The sequence below is a fragment of the Pseudomonas sp. GOM7 genome (genome assembly GCF_026723825.1).
Lineage (GTDB): Bacteria > Pseudomonadota > Gammaproteobacteria > Pseudomonadales > Pseudomonadaceae > Aquipseudomonas.
Window position 1 is genome coordinate 3,507,703 of record NZ_CP113519.1, and the last position, 16,787, is coordinate 3,524,489.

Annotated in this window: 18 protein-coding genes; 5 read left to right on the forward strand and 13 right to left on the reverse strand. The window is 59.8% G+C overall.

What is annotated here, in order from left to right:
* Positions 1-77 precede the first annotated feature (77 nt).
* Positions 78-1,442 carry an NCS1 family transporter gene (locus OU800_RS15445; protein WP_268178191.1) on the forward strand — a complete coding sequence of 455 codons (1,365 nt, stop codon included), beginning with the start codon at positions 78-80 and terminating at the stop codon, positions 1,440-1,442.
* Positions 1,443-1,728: 286 nt separating this feature from the next.
* Here the strand turns inward: OU800_RS15445 and moaA are convergent, their stop codons facing one another.
* Positions 1,729-2,724 carry a GTP 3',8-cyclase MoaA gene (gene moaA / locus OU800_RS15450; protein ID WP_268178192.1) on the reverse strand — a complete coding sequence of 332 codons (996 nt, stop codon included), beginning with the start codon at positions 2,722-2,724 and terminating at the stop codon, positions 1,729-1,731.
* 464 nt (positions 2,725-3,188) lie between these two features.
* Between moaA and OU800_RS15455 the strand changes: the two genes are divergently transcribed.
* Both OU800_RS15455 and OU800_RS15460 read left to right on the forward strand, forming a co-directional pair.
* Positions 3,189-3,830 (forward strand): TetR/AcrR family transcriptional regulator, encoded by a 642-nt coding sequence (locus OU800_RS15455; protein ID WP_268178193.1) that lies wholly within the window; start codon positions 3,189-3,191, stop codon positions 3,828-3,830.
* A gap of 45 nt (positions 3,831-3,875) precedes the next feature.
* Positions 3,876-4,430: an RNA 2'-phosphotransferase gene (locus tag OU800_RS15460; RefSeq protein WP_268178194.1), complete on the forward strand. Its 555-nt coding sequence runs from the start codon at positions 3,876-3,878 to the stop codon at positions 4,428-4,430.
* 43 nt (positions 4,431-4,473) lie between these two features.
* On the opposite strand, the gene rbsD is transcribed toward OU800_RS15460, so the two are convergent.
* From rbsD to OU800_RS15490, 6 genes are read right to left on the reverse strand one after another with little or no spacing between them, the layout of a single operon-like run.
* Complete coding sequence (rbsD, locus tag OU800_RS15465) at positions 4,474-4,878, reverse strand: D-ribose pyranase (protein WP_268178195.1); 405 nt, start codon at positions 4,876-4,878, stop codon at positions 4,474-4,476.
* The gene (rbsK, locus tag OU800_RS15470; protein ID WP_268178196.1) at positions 4,875-5,783 is read right to left on the reverse strand and encodes a ribokinase; all 909 of its coding nucleotides are present in this window, start codon (positions 5,781-5,783) and stop codon (positions 4,875-4,877) included. Before rbsK ends, rbsD begins: the two co-directional genes overlap by 4 nt.
* An 11-nt stretch (positions 5,784-5,794) precedes the next feature.
* Positions 5,795-6,811: a LacI family DNA-binding transcriptional regulator gene (locus OU800_RS15475; protein WP_268178198.1), complete on the reverse strand. Its 1,017-nt coding sequence runs from the start codon at positions 6,809-6,811 to the stop codon at positions 5,795-5,797.
* Positions 6,812-6,817: 6 nt separating this feature from the next.
* Positions 6,818-7,798, reverse strand: coding sequence for an ABC transporter permease (locus OU800_RS15480; RefSeq protein WP_268178199.1), 981 nt, complete (start codon positions 7,796-7,798; stop codon positions 6,818-6,820).
* Complete coding sequence (locus OU800_RS15485) at positions 7,795-9,348, reverse strand: sugar ABC transporter ATP-binding protein (RefSeq protein ID WP_268184342.1); 1,554 nt, start codon at positions 9,346-9,348, stop codon at positions 7,795-7,797. The genes OU800_RS15480 and OU800_RS15485 overlap by 4 nt, the downstream gene beginning before the upstream one ends.
* Before the next feature lie 11 nt (positions 9,349-9,359).
* Positions 9,360-10,316 carry a sugar ABC transporter substrate-binding protein gene (locus tag OU800_RS15490; RefSeq protein ID WP_268178200.1) on the reverse strand — a complete coding sequence of 319 codons (957 nt, stop codon included), beginning with the start codon at positions 10,314-10,316 and terminating at the stop codon, positions 9,360-9,362.
* A gap of 426 nt (positions 10,317-10,742) precedes the next feature.
* Here OU800_RS15490 and OU800_RS15495 point away from each other — a divergent pair, with 426 nt between their 5' ends.
* Both OU800_RS15495 and OU800_RS15500 read left to right on the forward strand, forming a co-directional pair.
* The gene (locus tag OU800_RS15495; protein ID WP_268178201.1) at positions 10,743-11,261 is read left to right on the forward strand and encodes an O-acetyl-ADP-ribose deacetylase; all 519 of its coding nucleotides are present in this window, start codon (positions 10,743-10,745) and stop codon (positions 11,259-11,261) included.
* A 97-nt stretch (positions 11,262-11,358) separates the two neighbouring features.
* Positions 11,359-11,769 (forward strand): hypothetical protein, encoded by a 411-nt coding sequence (locus tag OU800_RS15500; protein ID WP_268178202.1) that lies wholly within the window; start codon positions 11,359-11,361, stop codon positions 11,767-11,769.
* 98 nt (positions 11,770-11,867) lie between these two features.
* On the opposite strand, the gene OU800_RS15505 is transcribed toward OU800_RS15500, so the two are convergent.
* From OU800_RS15505 to OU800_RS15535, 6 genes are all read right to left on the reverse strand, one after another.
* Entirely contained in the window at positions 11,868-12,563 is a 696-nt protein-coding gene (locus OU800_RS15505) for a transposase (RefSeq protein WP_268178203.1), read from the reverse strand.
* A 713-nt stretch (positions 12,564-13,276) separates the two neighbouring features.
* On the reverse strand, positions 13,277-13,630 hold the full coding sequence (locus OU800_RS15515; RefSeq protein WP_268178204.1) for a hypothetical protein: 354 nt from the start codon (positions 13,628-13,630) through the stop codon (positions 13,277-13,279).
* 9 nt (positions 13,631-13,639) lie between these two features.
* On the reverse strand, positions 13,640-14,053 hold the full coding sequence (locus OU800_RS15520; protein ID WP_268178205.1) for a hypothetical protein: 414 nt from the start codon (positions 14,051-14,053) through the stop codon (positions 13,640-13,642).
* Between the two features lie 154 nt (positions 14,054-14,207).
* Positions 14,208-14,588 carry a hypothetical protein gene (locus OU800_RS15525; RefSeq protein ID WP_268178206.1) on the reverse strand — a complete coding sequence of 127 codons (381 nt, stop codon included), beginning with the start codon at positions 14,586-14,588 and terminating at the stop codon, positions 14,208-14,210.
* A 598-nt stretch (positions 14,589-15,186) separates the two neighbouring features.
* Positions 15,187-16,122 carry a hypothetical protein gene (locus OU800_RS15530; protein ID WP_268178207.1) on the reverse strand — a complete coding sequence of 312 codons (936 nt, stop codon included), beginning with the start codon at positions 16,120-16,122 and terminating at the stop codon, positions 15,187-15,189.
* A gap of 243 nt (positions 16,123-16,365) precedes the next feature.
* Entirely contained in the window at positions 16,366-16,785 is a 420-nt protein-coding gene (locus OU800_RS15535; protein WP_268178208.1) for a CDI toxin immunity protein, read from the reverse strand.
* Positions 16,786-16,787 lie beyond the last annotated feature (2 nt).

Consider the following 16,787-nt stretch of genomic DNA (forward strand, 5'->3'; position numbering starts at 1 on the left):
TGGCCCCTGCCGAGATAGGGCACGACAAGACAACTACAAGAAAAAACGGTTCTGATCCCTCCTGAGAGGCTCCTGCAATGAACAGTGAAAACGTCGTCTCGCAAGCACTCGATTGCCCTGAGCAACCAATCGCCAGCAAGGCTGCTGGCGCGGAGTCCCTGGCACCACAGCAGACCCGCATCATGGGCCGGATGTCCTACCTGCTGGCCTGGTTCGGCGGCTGTGTGTCCATCGGCACCTTCGCCATGGGCTCGAGCATCGTCGGCACCCTCAACCTGCTGCAGGCGACCCTGGCCATCGCCATCGGCTGCTTCATCATCGGCATCGCCCTGGCCATCAACGGCGCCGCCGGCTACAAGTACGGCATCCCCTTCATGGTGCAGGCGCGCAGCGCCTTCGGCTTTGCCGGTACGCGCTTTCCCGGCCTGGTACGGGCGGTGCCGGCCATCGTCTGGTACGGCTTCCAGAGCTGGATCGGCGCCGCAGCGATCAACACCGTGTCGGCCTCCATGTTCGGCTTCGACAATCTGGTGTTCTACTTCATCGTCTTCCAGTTCCTGCAGATCGGCCTGTCGATCTTCGGCTTCCAGGGCATCAAGTGGCTGGAGAATGTCGGTAGCGTGTTCATCCTGTTCTCCCTGGTGTACATGTTCTACAGCGTGATCAACCGCTATGGCGACGAGATCATGGTCAATCTGGTGAACATCGAGGGCACCTGGGGCCTGCCCTTCTGGGGTGCCACCATGCTCTTTCTGGGCATCTACAGCACCATGATGCTCAACGTCAGCGACTATTCCCGCGAGCTGAAGAAAGGCAGCGGCCCGGGCCTACTGACCACCCTCTACGCCATGTCGATCCTGCCCTGCACCCTGTTCATGGGCCTGATCGGCCTGATGGTGTCCGGCGCCACCGGGGTCAACGACCCGATCCAGGTGTTCGCCAACGCGGTGGACAACACGCCCCTGCTGATCATCACCCTGCTGTTCATCGCCTTCGCCCAGGTGACCACCAACGTGCTGAACAACGTGGTGCCACCCACCTACATCCTGATGGACGTGTTCAAGCTGCCGTTTCGCAGCGCCACCGTCATCGTCGGCCTGCTCGCCTTCGCCACCTTCCCCTGGGAGCTGGTCAAGGATGAGTCCTCGGCGGGCCTGCAGATCTTCGTGCAGACCTACTCGGCGTTTCTCGGCCCGATCTTCGCGGTGATGGTGGTGGATTACTTCATCCTGCGCCGCCGGCAACTGGACATCGCCAAGCTGTACGACGAGAACGGCCCCTACCGCGGGGTGAACTACGCGGCCATCGCCGCCTCGCTACTCGGCGCCGGCGTCGCCCTGAGCCTGCCGGCGGTGTCCTGGTACGCCAGCCTGCTGCCCGCCGGGCTGAGCTACTACCTGATGATGCAGTACCTGCCCGCCTGCGCTCGCTTCCGTAGCTGAAGCAGGCCTGCGCCGGGTCTGGCGACCCGGCGCCTCAGGGCACCTCTAAAAACTTAGGCGACGACTGCATGGATGCAGGAGGTAGAGCGAAGCAGGAAGCCCGAGCCGAGGCAGGCAGCGCAATACCGATGGCGGCCCCGCAAAAACAGGCGAAGAAAGCACTGGGCCCGCATTCGGGTTTACGTGTTGTAAATGAGCATTCTGATGGGGGCGCCTAGATCGGACTCGCGCACGAGCCTGTTTTTAACGCCGCGATGGCAACGTAGGTAGTTTTTAGAGGTGCCCCTTAGCCGCCGGTGACGCTCATGAAGCGCACCACCTGCACCTGCTCGTCGCTGGCGAAGTGGTGCTGCTGCGGCTTGAGGCGCAAGGCATCGATCAAGGCCTGACGCAGGCGCTCGCTGTCGCCCGGATGGCTGCGCAGCAGGCGCTTGAGATCCAGCGCATCGTCATGCCCCAGGCAGAGCACCAGCTTGCCTTCGGCGGTGACCCGCACGCGATTGCAGTCGCCACAGAAGTTGTGGCTGTGCGGCGAGATGAAACCGATGCGCGTATCGCTGCCCGCCACCTGCCAATAGCGCGACGGCCCGCCGGTGCTGGCGCTGCTGCGCACCAGGGCATGGCGCTGTTCGATACGCTGGCGCACCTCGTCGCTGCTGCAGAAGGTCTGCTCGCGGCTATGGCTGACCACGCTGCCCAGCGGCATCTCCTCGATGAAGCTGATATCCAGGCCACGGGCCATGGCGAACTCGACCATGTCCTGCACTTCGTCGTCGTTGCGCCCAAGCTGCACCACGCAGTTGAGCTTGATCCGCGCGAAGCCTGCCGCACGCGCCGCCTCGATGCCCGCCAGCACCTGTGGCAGGCGGTCACGCCGAGTGAAGGCGGCGAAGCGCTCGCGTTGCAGCGAATCCAGGCTGATGTTCAGGCGCTTGACCCCGGCCGCACGCAACTGCGGCGCCAACTCGCTGAGCTGCGAACCATTGCTGGTGATGGCCAGGTCTTCCAGCTCCTCGCGTTGCCCCAGGCGTTGCAGCAGGCTGAGCAGGTTCTTGCGCACCAGCGGCTCGCCCCCGGTGATGCGGATGCGCTTCACCCCCAGGCCGATGAAGGCGTCGGCCACCGTGTACAGCTCCTCCAGGGTGAGGATCTGCGCGCGCGGGGCGAAGACCATGTCCTCGCTCATGCAGTAGGTGCAGCGAAAATCGCAACGGTCGGTCACCGACAGACGCAGATAGGTGATGCGACGACCGAAGGGGTCGACGAGCTGGGTGCTGGACAAAGCCGGACTCCAGAGAATGCGAGGTAGAAAGCACAGAGTTTAGAGGCTATCGCCCCATCGTGGCGAGCCGGCAACGGCACTCGGCCATAGCCGAAACGGCATCTCGAGGAAAACGCAAAGCCTCTGCGGCGGTTGACCGAATGCGGCCTAAGCTGCCGCACGCCCCCTCGCCTTGAGGCGGCGCAAAGGCCAGTGCTACCATGCCCGACCACCCTTCGGGGCGCCTCTAAAAACGTAGGCGACGACTGCATGGATGCAGGAGGTAGAGCGAAGCAGGAAGCCCGAGCCGAGGCAGTCAGCGCAAGGCAAAAACAGGCGAAGAAAGCACTGGGCCCGCATTCGGGTTTACGTGTTGTAAATGAGCATTCTGATCGGACTCGCGCACGAGCCTGTTTTTAACGCCGCGATGGCAACGCAGGTAGTTTTTAGAGGTGCCCTTCGGTGGCCAGGGAAATCAAGGGTTTATGACCAGCATTCGCGAGCGTAACAAAGAGCTGATCCTGCGCGCCGCCAGCGAGGAATTCGCCGACAAGGGCTTCGCCGCCGCCAAGACCAGCGACATCGCCGCCAAGGCCGGGCTGCCCAAGCCCAACGTCTACTACTACTTCAAGTCCAAGGAAAACCTCTACCGCGAGGTGCTGGAAAGCATCGTCGAGCCCCTGCTCGCCGCCTCGGCCCCGTTCAACCAGCCGGGCCAGCCTGGCGAAGTGCTCACCGCCTACATCCGCTCGAAGATCCGCATTTCCCGCGAACTGCCGCATGCCTCCAAGGTATTCGCCAGCGAGATCATGCATGGCGCACCGCACCTGTCGCCTCAGCAGACCGAACAGCTCAACGCCCAGGCCAGCCACAACATCGCCTGCATCCAGCGCTGGATCGACCAGGGCCTGATGGCCAGTGTGGATCCGCACCACCTGCTGTTCAGCATCTGGGCGGCTACCCAGACCTACGCCGATTTCGACTGGCAGATTTCCGTGGTCACCGGCAAGGCCAAGCTCGACGATGCCGATTACGAAGCCGCCGCGCAGACCATCATCCGCCTGGTGCTCAAGGGCTGCGAGGTCGCACCTGCGCCGGCGTCCAGCGAGCGGGTAAGCGGCGATTGATGGCCTGACGAGCAGCCCCGTCTCACCCTGGAGATGACAAAGCGTATGGATAGCAAACGACTCAACGAAACCAGCAAGTTTCTCAGCTACGTGCTCAGGCATGAGCCACAAGCCATCGGTCTGCGACTCGACAGCGAAGGTTGGGCCGATCTCGAATCGCTGATAAGCGGGGCAGCCAAGGCTGGGCGAGCCCTGGACAAGGCCCTGATCCAGGCGGTGGTCGACAGCAGCGACAAGAAGCGCTTCAGCATTTCCGCCGATGGCCTGCGCATCCGTGCAGTCCAGGGCCACTCAACCAGCAGCGTGAGCCTGCAACATGTCGAAAGGACGCCACCGGAGTTTCTCTACCACGGCACGGCAACCCGTTTTCTCCAATCGACTCGACAACAGGGCCTGATCCCGGGCTCGCGCCACCATGTCCACCTGTCGCAAGACATCCCCACCGCCGTTGCGGTCGGCCAGCGTTATGGAAAACCTGTGGTGCTGAAGGTTGCGGCGCAACGCATGCATGCGCAGGGTTTCTGCTTCTATCAGGCGGAGAACGGGGTGTGGCTGACCAACCATGTACCCACGGATTTCATCGCAGAAGAAACCCTGTAAACACAGGCTTCGGGCCGCTGCCCCGCTCAATCCCCCAAAGGCTTCAGAAAGTCACGCCAGCGATCAGGGCGATATTGCTGTAGGGCTGGCACTCACCCGTGCGGATCTGCACGCGCGCCGTGCGGCAGGCCGCCTTGAGTTCGTCGTGGCTGAGTAGTTGCCGCGCGCCCAGCTCGCCACCTGCCGTCAACGCCTCGATCTCCGCCAGCGCCGGTGGCGCCACCTCCAGTGTCTCGTGGGCCAGCAGATGGCCCTGCACCTGCATTTCGCTGAGCAGCACCTTCAGGGTGGTGACGAAATCCGGCACGCCGGCGGTCAGCGCCAGGTCGATGCAGGGCGTGCCAGGCGGCACCGGCATACCGGCGTCGCCGATGACGATGACATCGCCATGGCCGAGACGGGCGATGGCGGCGGAGAGTTCGGCGTTGAGCAGCGGGGTCTTCTTCATGCGGGCAACTCGTGACGATAAGGGATCGAAGGCTGGGCACCTGGCCGGGTCACCGCCAGAGCTGCGGCTTGCTGGCCCAGAGCGATGGCCGCCGACAGCGGTTGGCCGGCCGCCAGGGCAGCGGCGAAACCGCCGACGAAGGTGTCGCCGGCTGCCGTGGTGTCCACGGCCTGCACCGGCGTCACGCTGAAATGCCTATGTTGCTCGGCATCGGCATAAAGCACGCCCTGCGCGCCAAGGGTGATCAGCACGCGGCAAGCGCCGGCCTGCAACAGGCTATGCGCGGCAAGCTGCGCCGACTGCGGCGAATCCACCGGCATGCCGGTCAGGGCGGCGGCCTCGCTTTCATTGGGGATCAGGTAATCGGCCATGGCGTACCAGTGCGCCGGCAACGGCCCGGCCACGGGCGCCGGGTTGAGGATGACCGTACAGCCGGCCTCGCGGCCCATGCGCATGGCGGCCTCGACGCAAGCATCTGGCACCTCCAGTTGCACGATCAATACCTGCGCTGCGGCCAGCAAGTGCTGCTGGGCCTCCAGATGCGCAGGCGTCAGCGCGCCATTGCCACCGGCGACGATGACGATGGCGTTCTGCCCGGCATCATCCACCAGAATCGAGGCGATACCCGTGGGCACGCCATCAACCGTTTCGACACCCGCGCAATCGATACCCTCTTCGATCAGCCCGCTGCGCAGTTGCTGCCCGTAGGCGTCAGCCCCGACGCAACCGATCATCGCCACCTGCGCGCCAAGCCGCGCGGCGGCCACGGCCTGGTTGGCCCCCTTGCCGCCAGCGGCGGTGGAGAAATCGTGCCCGGCCAGGGTCTCGCCGCCACGCGGCAGGCGTGGCGCCCGCACGATCAGGTCCATGTTCAAGCTGCCGACCACCAGCACTTTGCCTTGCATCTGCCTCTGCCTCAGGGCGCCTTGCGCCCACTGGAATAATGTTCAGCGCTGGACTCGCGGACGATCAGGGTCGGTTCGACCACATGCTGTTCGGCCGGCAGCCCAGGCTCGCGCACCCGCGCCAGCAACCGCTCGGCGGCCTGCTCGCCAAGTTGGCCGATGCGCTGGCCAACGGTGGTCAGCGCCGGATGCAGGTAACGGCTGACCTCGATATCGTCGAAGCCCACCAGCGAGAGCTGCTGCGGCACCCTCACCCCACGTTCGGCAGCGGCGCGCAGCACGCCGAGGGCGATCATGTCGTTGCCGGCGAAGATCGCCGTGGGTGCATCGGCGCTGTTCAGCAGCGCCTGCGCAGCGGCGTGCCCACCCGGGCTGGTGAAGGCGCAGTCCACCACCGGCAACGCCTCGATGTCCGCCTCGTTCAGGGCGCGTCGGTAACCGGCCGCGCGCAACTGCACCACCTGGGTACTGGCGGGCCCGCCGATGCAGGCGATACGCCGGTGCCCCAGTTCCAGCAGATGCCGGGTCGCCAGATAACCGCCGAGTTCATGGTCGACCTGCACGCGATCGGCCTGCACCCCGTCCAGGGAACGGTCGACCAGCATCAGCGGCACCTTTACCGCCGCCAGCGCCTGGACGAAGGCCGGGTCGCTGGCCACGGTGGCGACGATCAGCCCGTCGATACGTCGCTCCAGCAGCACCCGCAGGTAACGCAGTTGCTTGTCGCCGTCATCGTCGGAGTTGCACAGGATCACGCTGTAACCGTTGCGCTCGGCGTGGTCTTCGATGCCCCGCGCCAGCTCGGCGAAATAGGGGTTGCTGGCGTTGGGCACCAGCAGACCGATGGTGCCGGTGGCGCGCACGCGCAGCGAGCGCGCCACGCCGCTGGGCACGTAGCCCAGTTCGGCGATGGCCGCCTCCACCTTGCGCCGCACCTGATCGCTCACCGGGCGGGTGCCGTTGACCACGTGGGACACCGTGGTGAAGGAAATACCGGCCAGTGCGGCGACGTCCTTGATGGTGGCCATGCGCGCTCAGGCCCGACGCTTGGCGCGGTAGCTGCGATAGGTGTCGAGGATCACCGCCACCACGATCACTGCCCCGGTGATGATGCGCTTGGTCGGCTCGCTGGCGCCGATCTGCGCCAGGCCGGCGGCCAGCACGGAAATGATCAGCACGCCGAAGAAGGTGCTGATCACCGAGCCACGGCCGCCCATCAGGCTGGTGCCGCCGATCACCACGGCGGCGATCACTTGCAATTCCAGGCCAGAACCGGCGTTCGGGTCAGCCGCTTCCAGACGGGAAATCTGAAACAGCGCAGCCAGGCCGGCGAGCAGGCCCATCAGGGCGAATACGGAAATCTTGTAGGGTTTGGGGTTGATGCCGGCCAGGCGTACGGCCTCTTCGTTGGTGCCGATGGCCACCAGGTAACGGCCGAACACGGTGCGCGTCAGCAGCAGGTGGGCGGCCGCGATCACCAGCAAGGCGATCACGAACGACGGCGAGATACCCGCCGCAAATGGCGTCGACAACCAGGCATAGGCATCGCCGATATAGGCGGTGCGCGAGTCGGTGAGCTGATAGGCCACACCGCGCGCCATCTCCAGTACGCCGAGGGAGACGATGAACGAGGGAATGCCCCAGGCCACGGTAATGATGCCGGTCACGCTGCCGGCCAATGCCGCGCAGGCCATGCCCAGCAGCGCGGCGGGCAGGATGCCCCAGCCGAGGCCAAGGGTGGCGACGCTGACCACGGCTGCCGCCAGGGCCAGCACCGAGCCCACCGACAGGTCGATGCCGCCGATGATCAGCACCAGGGTCATACCCACCGCCAGCACCATCAGGTCGGGAATCTGGTTGGCCAGGGTGGTGAAGGTGGCGTAAGAGAGAAAGTGGCTGCTCAGGGTCGAGAACAGCACGATCATCGCCAGCAACGCGCCAGCCAGGCCCAAATAAGTGCCCAGCCCCTGGTGAGTACCACTGCGCTTGCTGGCAGTGGCGGACGAAGTGGTCATCGGGAAAGCTCCTGTAACGGGGGAACGGCCTCGCCGAGCAAGGCCTCGCGGCTGCGATAGCCGGCAAATGCGGCAGCCAGCAGACGATCCTGGCTCCAGTCATCGCGGTCGAAGGTTTCAATCAGGCGACCGGCCGACATCACGCCGATACGGTCGCAAATCAGCATCAGCTCACGCAGATCGCTGGACACCACCACCAGTGCCTTGCCCTGGCGCGCCAGCTCGCCAAGCAGGCCGTAGATCTCGAACTTGGCGCCAACGTCGATACCACGGGTCGGCTCGTCGAACAGCAACACCTGGCAGTCGCGCTCCAGCCAGCGGCCAATCACCACCTTCTGCTGGTTGCCACCGGACAGCTCGACCACGGCTTGCTGGCCACCATTGCAACGGATGCGCATGGCATCGATCTGCCGCTGCGCCAGCGCCTGCTCCGCCGCCGGGCGCAGCACGCCGTGCCGGGAAACCGCCGGCATGTTGCCCAGCGCCAGGTTGGCGGCAATCGGCTGGCCGAGAAGCAGACCTTCGCCCTTGCGGTCTTCGGTGATCAGGGCGATGCCGTTGCGCACCGCTTCGGCGGGCGAACGCACCTGCACCGGCACAGGAGGGTTACCGATGGCCACCTGGCCGCTGTCGGCACGGTCGGCGCCGTAGATCAGACGCAGCAGTTCAGTACGACCGGCGCCAATCAGCCCGGAAATGCCGTAGATCTCCCCTGCCCGCACGCTGAACGACACCTCGTCCACCTTGCCGCGCCGGCTGAGCTGGCTCACCTGCAACAGTGGCGCGCCGATCTGCCGCTCACCCAGGTCGATGACGTCGCCGACCTCACGGCCCACCATCAGGGTGACCAGCTCGTCGCTGCTGTAGCGGTCGATGGCCTCCACCGCCACCAGTTGCCCATCGCGCAGCACGGCCACGCGCTGCGCCACCTTGGCCAGCTCTTCCAGGCGATGGGAGATGTAGACGATGGCCACACCGGCGGCACGCAGGCGCTGGATCTGCTCGAACAGCAGATCCACCTCGCGGGCGGTGAGCATGGCCGTGGGCTCATCGAGCACCAGCACGCGGCAGTCACCGATCAGGTTGCGGGCGATCTCCACCATCTGCTGATGGCCGACGCCCAGCGCCGACACCGGTGTGTCCGGGTCGATGGCCTCCAGGCCGACCCGGGCCATGGCCTCGCGCGCCATCTCGCGCAGGCGACCACGGGCAATCCAGCCAGCGCGGCTGGGCAGGTTGTCAAGAAACAGGTTCTCGGCCACGGTCAGGGTGGGCAGCAGGTTGAGTTCCTGCAGCACCATGCGCACGCCGAGGCGCTCGGCCTCGCGGCGGCTGGCCGGCGCGTAGGGCTGGCCGAGAAAGCTCAAAGAGCCGGTGGTCGGCTGCTCCAGCCCGCAGAAAATCTTGGAAAGGGTACTTTTGCCGGCGCCGTTCTCGCCGGTCAGCGCCAGCACTTCACCGGCGCGCAGCTCCAGCTCGACCCCGCCCAGCACGGGCTGAGCGTAGGTCTTGCCGATATTGCGGGCGGCGAGAACGGTCTCGCCGGCCACTACCGCGTGGGTCACGGTTTGGTCACGAGTTCGACCGGAGTTTCGATCACGCCGTCTTTCGCGCCGGTGGGCTCACCCTTGACCAGCTTGAGTGCTGCCTGAATGCCGAACACCGCCTGGCGCGCGGCGAACTGGTCGGCTGTGGCTAGCACGCGGCCGTCCTCAAGCATCGGTTTGATGGCGTTGATGTTGTCGTAACCCACCACCTGCACCTGGCCCTTCTTGCCCGCCGCACGCACGGCGGACACCGCGCCGAGGGCCATGCTGTCGTTACCGGCCAGCAGCGCCTTGAGGTTCGGGTATTCGTTGAGCATGGCCGAGGCCACGGCGTTGCCGCGGTCGATCTCCCAGTTACCGGACTGCACGCTGACGATCTTCATGCCAGCCGCTTCCATCGCATCCTTGAAACCAGCAGTGCGCTGCTGGGCATTGGTGGTGGTGGAAACGCCTTCGATGATGCCGACCTCGTCACCGGCCTTGAGCTTTTCCTTGGCCAGGTATTCACCCACCAGGCGCGCGCCCTTGCGGTTGTCCGGGCCTACGAACGGCACGTCCAGGCCTTTGCTCTTGACCACTTCGGGGTCGAGGCGGTTATCGATGTTGACCACCTTGATGCCCGCGTCGCTGGCCTTCTTGATCACCGGCACCAGGGCCTTGGAGTCGGCCGGCGCAATGACCAGGGCATCGACCTTGGACACGATCATCTGCTCGACGATGCGAATTTGCGCCGAGGTGTCGGTTTCATCCTTGATGCCATTGGCGACCAGCTCGAACTGATCGGGATGTTCCTTCTGATAGGCCTTGGCGCCGTCCTCCATGGTGCGGAAGAACTCGTTGGCCAGGGACTTCATCACCAGAGCCACACGCGGCGGCTCGCCTTCGGCTGCATGCACGGTGGAAAAACTGACAAGGGCAGCGGCACCAAGGGCGATGGCAGCGCAGAGACGGGCAGGACGGAAACCGGACATGAGGGAGTACTCCGTGGTTATTGTCGTTCTTATCGATACGCAAACGTTTGCGAGAGGCAGAAATTATGAAATGGACGGTGCCTTGTCAAATTTTCGTGAGGGGGACAACAGGGCGCATCGGAGCGCGCGAACGCCAGGGAGCAATGGGGGCTCCGTGTAACATTGCCATGGCCTGCGTGGCTGAACCCGCGGCACTAGCAGGCCGTTGAAAAACGTAGGCGAGGCAGCCAGTGCAAGGCAAAAACAGTCGAAAAAGCGCAGTTTACGTGTTGTAAATGAGCATTTTGACTGGGCTCGCACGCGAGGCTGCTTTTAACGCAGCAATGGCAACGCAGGTAGTTTTTCAACCGCCTGCTAGCTGCATACCGACTTTCGGCACATGCACACTGATGCTCACCACCGCTGAACGACAGCAGGAGTTCGTCAATGAGCGCTCGAATGCTGGCTATCCAAGCGGATATCACCACGCTGAAGGTCGATGCCATCGTCAATGCCGCCAATTCATCGCTGCTGGGTGGCGGTGGCGTGGACGGCGCCATCCACCGCGCGGCCGGCGGCGAACTGCTGCACGAATGTCGGCTACTCGGCGGTTGCAAAACAGGGGAAGCCAAGCGCACACGCGGTTATCGCTTGCCCGCCGCGTTCATCATCCATACCGTCGGCCCAGTCTGGCGCGGCGGCAGCGAGGGCGAACCCGCCCTGCTCGAAGCCTGCTATCGCAACGCATTGCGCCTGGCTGCCGAATGCAACGCACGCTCCATTGCCTTTCCCAGCATCAGCACCGGCATCTACGGCTACCCCATCGAAGCTGCGGCCCACCTGGCCGTGACCAGGGTTCACGAGGAACTGCCCCGCCATCCAGGGATCGACGAAGTGCTGTTCTGCTGCTTCTCGGCCAGCGATCTGGCGATCTACCAGCAGGTACTGGCAGAGCTGTGCAGGTGAGCCATCATGCAAGCTTTTCGCTACCATGCAGTGCCGCAAACCAGGCGGCAACTCAACGCATCGCACCCTGTAAGTCTCTGGATCAAGGAATGTCACCATGCTTAAACCACTTCTGCTCGGCGCCAGCCTTGCCGCTATCCTCGCTGGCTGCTCCAGCCACTCCCCCCAACCCCTAGATCAACGCCTGCTCGGCGAATGGCAGGGTACGCGCGACAGGAACGGCCCTTGCCAGTTCTTCACCTGGAATACCAGCTTTCATGCCGACGGCCGCTTTGCCATCAGCTTCTTCGCTGACGAAGGGAGAACACGGCTGATCCAGACCGAGCGCGGCACCTGGACGGCTCGGGACGGCAAGAACTACCTGACCACCGAAGGCGTGAAGACCACGGAAGTGTACGACTATCGTTTCATCGATGCGGACATGGTCGAATACGTCAACGTCCAGGCCGATCCGACTGCCGACTGCCAGGCCGACTACCGCTTTACCGAGCACCGCGTCGGGCGCTAGGAAACCGGGCGCTGACAAGATGACCGGACAGTGCCCCCCTTCATAAGGGCGCCTCTAAAAACGTAAGCGAGGAACAATAGGGGACAGACCACGTTTTACTAAATATCCGGCGCATTCTTGGGACGCCCTGGCTTGCCTCTTGTGACTCGCCTCCCCAACGCTGCCTCAACTTCGGCAGAAAACTTCGGACTTCCCAGTGCGTAGTTTCCATTTGTCGCGGCACGTATCTGATCAACAAGCCCTGGATCTAGCTGATAACGGAACAATTCTCTATAAGCCTCAGCCCTGAGCACCTCATCTCGACCCAGGGTCTGATAGAGAGGGTGTGGACAGCGCAGCACTGAGGACTCACCTTGCGCGTTGGCCCGGTAGCTCGACCAGCGATATTCAGCCGGGTGCTCAACCATGCCTGCGCGGATAGGATTCATCTCAATGTAACGGTAACAAGCCAACACATAAGCCTCCTCCTGCATGAGGCAAGAGCGGAAACGACCTTCCCACAGCGTCCCGCTACGGCGGTATGTCCGATTCACATACTGCACGTAACGCTGCCCTAGCCCCTTCATCATGAGTCCTGCACTATCAGGGCTTTCGGGCGTGGCCAACAAATGAACATGGTTGGTCATCAGACACCAGGCATGGATCGCACATCCATGCTTCTTTGCTTGCTCCATCAAGACATCCAGATAAAAAAGATAGTCCTCGTCAGCGTAAAAACAGGCTGAGCGATTGTTCCCTCTCTGAATCAGATGAACTGAAACGCCTGCCAGTGATATGCGCGCTCGACGTGGCATACAGACCTCCTTCCATGGAATTCCATAACCCTAGACTAATAAACGTGGTCTGTCCCCTATTGTTCCAAATCCCAGCAATGAATCCAACCAAAAAGATGAATAGTGAAAATTCCAAATAGCAAAACAACACGACAAAACAACAACCAATACGAGTAAATTCCCCTTTACAGTCGAGACATCAAAAAAACCGCCACGGCGCATTTCCTTAGGCAAACTATTTTTCATTAATTCTCTTTCCGTATCTTATTAAGAAAAAGGGGACAGACTTATTTTCCGGAATTACGCCTCGGCCTGCCCTGACCTCGTAATTCAACTCGCTGCCCTAGGATTCTTTCTATTTCACCCACGAAACGAGCACTCCCGGTTAGCTGGCCCCTCTGCAGTGCTGCACGAATCAAATCAATCTCACTTGATGGCACGGCTTGGCGCAAGAGTATCCATATAACGGATACGACGCCTTTCAGGTGAAAAATAAATCTGTCCCCTTTTCCGTCCGTCCCCTTTTCGGCGTTCAGCCGCTTGCTGTGGATCGTGGGGGAGTGCTTGGGAAAATGCCTTGTGTAAGAATCGTACTGCCTACATGAGTCTCGGGGGTTGGTTTGTTTGGCGACTACCAAACTGCCCGACTCATGCAGGTATCTTCAAGCTATCTGTTTGATCTTCATGGGCATTTTGTGGGGATTCCTCAGGGTCTGTCCCCTATTGCTCTGTTCTCATGCTCTGTATCGCGCATCCTCTCTCATGCCCCTTAGAACCTCAGACCAATTCCATAAAATCCCTGGAATATGCCTTTCAGGTACAAGCTTCGCTCTTTCTGAAAGCGAAAATTCCTCCATTGCCTTTTTACAATGAGCATAAAATAGGTTAAAGCAACACTCATCCACATAGTCCAAAACTATGAAATTCTGCCCCTGCTCATCAAGCGGCCTGTAAATTTCTTTCATACAGAAGCATTCATCATCCTTAAATTTCCTCCGTGTCTCCTCAACAACACAATCAAACACCCCACCAGATATGGATAACCCTGCCCCTAGCGCCCCATCACCTTTACCAACAGAAATAAACATCACCATAACCTACCTCAAAATAATAATCTTACTCTGCTGCTCGGGTGCTAGGCCCTTAATCCACAAATTAACCATAGCCTGGTTCGCCGGCGTCAAATTTCTATAATCCAACGGAACAATATCAGCCTTTTCGATATGAAAAATTAACTGACGTTGGTTTTGCACAGCATTATTCGAGAAAAATTTATTTATCTGCGCCGACTTTGCACTGTCAGTCCACATAAAATCCACAGTTTTACCTGCATAGGGGCCATCAACAAATACGAAGTCTGGATTTTTCAGTCCTTGTACCGGCTCTGTTCTCTTTAGGGTTCCGCCTAACGTATTCTCCAACTGCACGGCAGCCTGACCTTCATGCAAAGCCACCTTCCCTTTTTCCTTCATTTCGGCTGCCTGCGGCTGCCTGCATGGCTTGATAATCACTCAGCCCTGCCTTGACGCCTTGCAGCGCCGCCATGCGGCTGCCCCCCCTGCTCGGACTCGCGGGCGGCCTGGGCGCTTTCATAATGCTTTTAAAGAGCGGGAGATATTCGTGATCTGTCCCCGAATATCTGCCCCCGAATATCACTTTTTGCAGCTATTCAGGAAATTTTATAAAGCGTTTCGTGAGAAATGGCTTATATGACTCAGGAGATGCTGAAATTAAACTCCTCACATCGTCTCCTAAAGCCGAGCGTACATCCACAATAGACTCTACAAAATAGTATAAAAAATCTGACCTCAAAGAGAGAAAAGAGGAGTTAATCTTTAGAAAACCCTCAAGAAAATGCAAATCTCTATTCTTGGCAAGCCCTCTTCCTAGCTCTTCAAAAGCAGATATATAGAAGCCATCCTCAATAACGCCATCCACACCATCAAGACAACTCAAAAAATCATCAATTTCTTCTGAAGAAACAATAGACAAACCCATCAACCAATCAATGAACTCTTTAAAAAAATCAACGTCCGATAGCATCATCAAGATCCCTCACCAACTCTTTAGCAAACTCTACATCCCTCTTGCTGTATGAGTTACTTGGATTACCCCCTGCCTTTCTAATGAACTTCTCAAGTCTACTTTTCATTTCCACGGCCTTTATAGAGTGCCCTGCGGCTGTCTGCGACAAGGACTCCTTAGTAGCCTTCTCATACCTTACCGCATCAGCTAGACCACCATTACCGACTCTATTTTCGCCAGTTTTATCAACACCATAATAAGACTCAAGAATAGACTCAAGCTGCTTACTATCTGCCGGCCGGTAAGTTGGCCCAAAGCCACCTGCTGGAGCCTTAGGATTCGCTTTTTCCCCACAAGAGCGAAAAGGGGACAGATTTATTTATTGGCTAACACTATCGACCAAAAATGAATCTGTCCCCTTTTCCATAAATGTTGAGCCGCAAGTCGCCCCAGATAAGGTCGTGGTGGGGGGTGATACAGCCCAGACGCGCCAAGCAGCAAGCCACGCATAGGTCAGTGACCGGGCGAAGTGGCTGGCTCAATAACAGTTCTTACAGCGGCACTGCGTGAGCGCAGCCACTGGCAAGCTGCATAGGCGACGGATACGCGAACTTCAATCTCAACGCGTTGCAGCCAAAACTTGCCTCGCGTAGATCCACTCCATGTTGCCGTACGGAGCCAGTTCGTTCAGGCTCTCGAACAGAGCCTTGGCAGCGTTCGGATCCCGCTCCACATACCTGACGTAAGCCATTCGGTGAAACAGAGCCTCGCCAAAAGCGTCCTGCTGCGCCGTGCCCTTCAGGGCTTTCAAACTGGCGGCCAGTTCGGCGCTATCGAAATGCCCCTGCCACATGCGGATCAAGGCGCCGTAATGCCCGGTATGCTTGGCCGCCGAGAACTCAATCTGCGCATCCAGCCATTCATCGGCCACCGGCCCGGCAGCTCTGGCTTTGATATAGGCATAGGTCAGTGCCGCATAGGCAGCGAGATCATCCTCTGGCCCCGATGGCTGGATAAGGGAAAGAGCCCGCACCGCATCGGGCCAGCGCTCCAGCCTCATGTAGCAGAACGCAGCCACGATGTACTCATGGGAGAGATCATCTTCAGCGGCCGGTGCCTGTTTGGGCGCAGCAGGATGCTCCAGCTTGAGCATGGGAACCAGAATCGCCAGCGCATCAGGCGCCCGATCCAGGCTGAACAGAATCGATGCCTTGGTCGAAAGCAACTCCTGCTGCTCCACTTCCGGCGTCAGAGCCAGCGCTCGGTCGATGGCCTCCAGCGCGGCCTGCGATTGGCCAAGTGTATCCAGTGAAGCGGCCTTGCTCTTGAGCGCGCGAGCCAACTCAGCATCATTGGTTGCGCGTTCCTCCATCCGCACAGCCAGAGAAAGGAAGAGTTTGTTCGTACCCTGCAACGGGTTTATCGCTTGCTTCGGCACTTCGGTGCTTTTGCCGGCACACCCGCCAATCAGCAATGCAAACAACAGGAAGGCAAGACTACGCATCCAGAAAACACCATTCTGGGTATGCTCAACTCCAGCAGTACCACCTTGCATCGCAAAACTCCGTCTCATCTGCATAGCGTCATAAATTGAACAACAGACCTGCCCGACTCTCGCATGAATTAGCTGCTCACCAACATATGGGCACTTCAGCTTAGCCGATCAGGTGAAAAATAAATCTGTCCCCTTTTTCTCGGCCCCCTTTTTCTCGTATGTCCCCTTTTTCTCTTTCGGGGGTTGGTTTGTTTGGCGACTACCAAACTGCCCGACTCATGCAGGCATCTTCAAGCTATCCGCCTAATCTTCATGGATATTTTGTGGGGATTCCTCAGAATCTGCCCCCTTTTTCGTTTTAGACAACCGAATGGCCTCACCAGGAAACAAAGACTGCATCACTACATCAGCATTAAAGATAAACAACTTGGGAGACAATGCCAAAACATCATAAATATTATCAGCAATCAAATTTATATTAGTCTTAAAAACCGGAACATCCAAATCATCAGCCAAAACAAACACACCACCATCTTCAAAAACATTAAACCTCAACAACTCATCTATATTTTTATAATCCACATACTCAACCCCCCCCCACAAAATATTACCATTTTCAAATGGAAATTCATGCAAAAGACCGATAACAGCATCCAAATCACAATGTTCAACCAAACTAAAATCAGCGCGAAGCAAATATTTACATTCTTCAAACAACCCCATAG